The 2,528-nt window shown below is 49.3% G+C and carries 13 tRNA genes and 2 rRNA genes; all 15 read right to left on the bottom strand.

Annotated features, from left to right (window positions below):
* Positions 1 to 140: 140 nt before the first annotated feature.
* A tRNA-Met gene (locus tag ACFOU2_RS14830) sits at positions 141 to 217 on the bottom strand.
* Positions 218 to 233: 16 nt separating this feature from the next.
* Positions 234 to 326, bottom strand: a tRNA-Ser gene (locus ACFOU2_RS14825).
* A 15-nt stretch (positions 327 to 341) separates the two neighbouring features.
* Positions 342 to 418: transfer RNA gene (locus tag ACFOU2_RS14820), tRNA-Ile, on the bottom strand.
* A 23-nt stretch (positions 419 to 441) separates the two neighbouring features.
* Positions 442 to 515 (bottom strand) — tRNA-Met (locus ACFOU2_RS14815).
* A gap of 144 nt (positions 516 to 659) precedes the next feature.
* A tRNA-Ala gene (locus tag ACFOU2_RS14810) sits at positions 660 to 735 on the bottom strand.
* Positions 736 to 751: 16 nt separating this feature from the next.
* A tRNA-Pro gene (locus ACFOU2_RS14805) sits at positions 752 to 828 on the bottom strand.
* 147 nt (positions 829 to 975) lie between these two features.
* Positions 976 to 1,052: transfer RNA gene (locus ACFOU2_RS14800), tRNA-Arg, on the bottom strand.
* A gap of 136 nt (positions 1,053 to 1,188) precedes the next feature.
* Positions 1,189 to 1,277: transfer RNA gene (locus tag ACFOU2_RS14795), tRNA-Leu, on the bottom strand.
* 15 nt (positions 1,278 to 1,292) lie between these two features.
* A tRNA-Gly gene (locus tag ACFOU2_RS14790) sits at positions 1,293 to 1,367 on the bottom strand.
* 12 nt (positions 1,368 to 1,379) lie between these two features.
* Positions 1,380 to 1,461 (bottom strand) — tRNA-Leu (locus tag ACFOU2_RS14785).
* 10 nt (positions 1,462 to 1,471) lie between these two features.
* Positions 1,472 to 1,547 (bottom strand) — tRNA-Lys (locus ACFOU2_RS14780).
* 7 nt (positions 1,548 to 1,554) lie between these two features.
* A tRNA-Thr gene (locus tag ACFOU2_RS14775) sits at positions 1,555 to 1,630 on the bottom strand.
* Between the two features lie 137 nt (positions 1,631 to 1,767).
* Positions 1,768 to 1,843 (bottom strand) — tRNA-Val (locus ACFOU2_RS14770).
* Positions 1,844 to 1,848: 5 nt separating this feature from the next.
* Positions 1,849 to 1,964 (bottom strand): 5S ribosomal RNA (rrf, locus tag ACFOU2_RS14765).
* A gap of 472 nt (positions 1,965 to 2,436) precedes the next feature.
* Positions 2,437 to 2,528: ribosomal RNA gene (locus ACFOU2_RS14760) — 23S ribosomal RNA — on the bottom strand; the annotation flags it as partial.

Genomic DNA, 2,528 nt, shown 5'->3' with positions numbered 1-2,528 from the left:
CCGACGGGACTCGAACCCGCGATCTCCTGCGTGACAGGCAGGCATGTTAACCACTACACCACGGGACCACACATTTTGCTTAAAATATCTTACGATATTTCGCGCAAACTCTCAAAGATGAAATTCAAAGAAATTAGAGTTGGTTGCGGGGACAGGATTTGAACCTGCGACCTTCGGGTTATGAGCCCGACGAGCTACCAGACTGCTCCACCCCGCGATAATGAGAATAAATATGGCGGAGGAAGAGGGATTCGAACCCCCGCGGGCTTTGACACCCCTGTCGGTTTTCAAGACCGATCCCTTCAGCCAGACTTGGGTATTCCTCCACGTTTCACATTCAATGGTGGACCTTGTAGGACTCGAACCTACGACCGGACGGTTATGAGCCGTCTGCTCTAACCAGCTGAGCTAAAGGTCCTCTCATTTTTTCGATATATATAGTAGCGGCGGAGGGAATCGAACCCACGACCTCACGGGTATGAACCGTACGCTCTAGCCAGCTGAGCTACGCCGCCGTATATTGTTTAAGATGTCTAGCTATATGGCTTCCTAATCTTTCAGTCGTTTCACTTCTGTCCATGAAACCAAAGAGGGGTTTTCCGTTTAGAAGCTCCAACGCCTCTCAAGATTGAATAGTCGCCTTCGCTTTTTCTTAATAATGGTGGAGCCTAGCGGGATCGAACCGCTGACCTCCTGCGTGCAAAGCAGGCGCTCTCCCAGCTGAGCTAAGGCCCCATGATTATTTAATGAATGGTCGGGAAGACAGGATTCGAACCTGCGACCCCTTGGTCCCAAACCAAGTGCTCTACCAAGCTGAGCTACTTCCCGTTATCTGTATGAATTCTTTCATTGTCTAGCTGCGGCTCCTAATCTTTCGGTCGTTTCACTTCTGCCCATGAAACCAAAGAACGGTTTCCCGTTTAGAATCTCCAACGCCTCTCAAGATTGAACAGTCGCCTTCGCTTTTCTACATTATGGCGCGCCCGACAGGAGTCGAACCCATAACCTTCTGATCCGTAGTCAGACGCTCTATCCAATTGAGCTACGGGCGCATATTTAATGTTTTGTCCAGCTGCGGCTCCTATCTTTTCGGTCATTTCACTTCTGTCCATGAAACCAAAAAGCGGTTTCCCTGTCAGAAGCTCCAACGCCTCTCAAAGATGAACAGTCGCCTTCGCTTTTCTAAAATGGTGCCGAGGACCGGAATCGAACCGGTACGGTAGTCACCTACCGCAGGATTTTAAGTCCTGTGCGTCTGCCAGTTCCGCCACCCCGGCAATTTTATTGTCTAGTGGAGCGGAAGACGGGATTCGAACCCGCGACCCCCACCTTGGCAAGGTGGTGTTCTACCACTGAACTACTTCCGCGTAATTTGAAAGTGCGGGTGAAGGGACTTGAACCCCCACGCCTTGCGGCGCCAGATCCTAAGTCTGGTGCGTCTGCCAATTCCGCCACACCCGCATGATTAAAATGGTGAGCCATGAAGGACTCGAACCTTCGACCCTCTGATTAAAAGTCAGATGCTCTACCGACTGAGCTAATGGCTCTTTTAAATGGTGCCGGCAAGAGGACTTGAACCCCCAACCTACTGATTACAAGTCAGTTGCTCTACCAATTGAGCTACACCGGCAAAATATTTCTTAATTCTCCAGCTCCAAAAGCCGAACCGTACAGTTGTTTCACTTCTTTTATTAAGACTATCGTCTTTTCCTTCAGAAGCTCCAACATCCTATCGGTTTAAGCGGGCTTTCTCCGCTTTTTCTATAATGGTGGAGGATGACGGGATCGAACCGCCGACCCCCTGCTTGTAAGGCAGGTGCTCTCCCAGCTGAGCTAATCCTCCGATTCGTCTGGCAATGTCCTACTCTCACAGGGGGAAACCCCCAACTACCATCGGCGCTGAAGAGCTTAACTTCCGTGTTCGGCATGGGAACGGGTGTGACCTCTCCGCCATCATCACCAGACATATTCTATTATACATACCTCAGAAGAAATTTCAACTCTTTTTTTAGTTGTTCCTTCAAAACTAGATAACACATTACTGAGGAAAGCGTGTAGTGCTTTTCATTGTCCAGTTGCGCAAGCTATATCCTACGGTCATTTCGCGTCTTCCGACGAAACCAAAGAGCGGTTTCTCTGTCAGAAGCTCCAATGCCCTATGGATATGAGCGAGCTTGCTCCACTTTTCTTGATTGTCTAGCTCTGCAAGCTATGCTCTACGGTCATTTCACCACTTCCCACGAAGTCAAAGAACGACTTCTCGTCGGCGGTTCCAATTCCCTATGAGCATGAACGAGCTTTCTCCGCTTTTCATTATTGTCCAGCTGTGAAAGCCAAACCGTACGGCTGTTTCGCTTCCTCTGTTGAGACTATCGTCTCTTCCGCCAGAAGCTCCAACATCCTATCGGTTTAAACGGGCTTTCTCCGTTTTTCGTTTAGGTTAAGTCCTCGATCGATTAGTATCAGTCAACTCCACGTGTCACCACGCTTCCATCTCTGACCTATCAACCTGATCATCTTTCAGGGAT

It is taken from the genome of Bacillus songklensis, assembly GCF_042649685.1.
Lineage (GTDB): Bacteria > Bacillota > Bacilli > Bacillales > Bacillaceae_H > Bacillus_BA > Bacillus_BA songklensis.
Note: the sequence above shows the minus strand (reverse complement) of the source record. Positions and strands in the feature narration are given on the sequence as shown.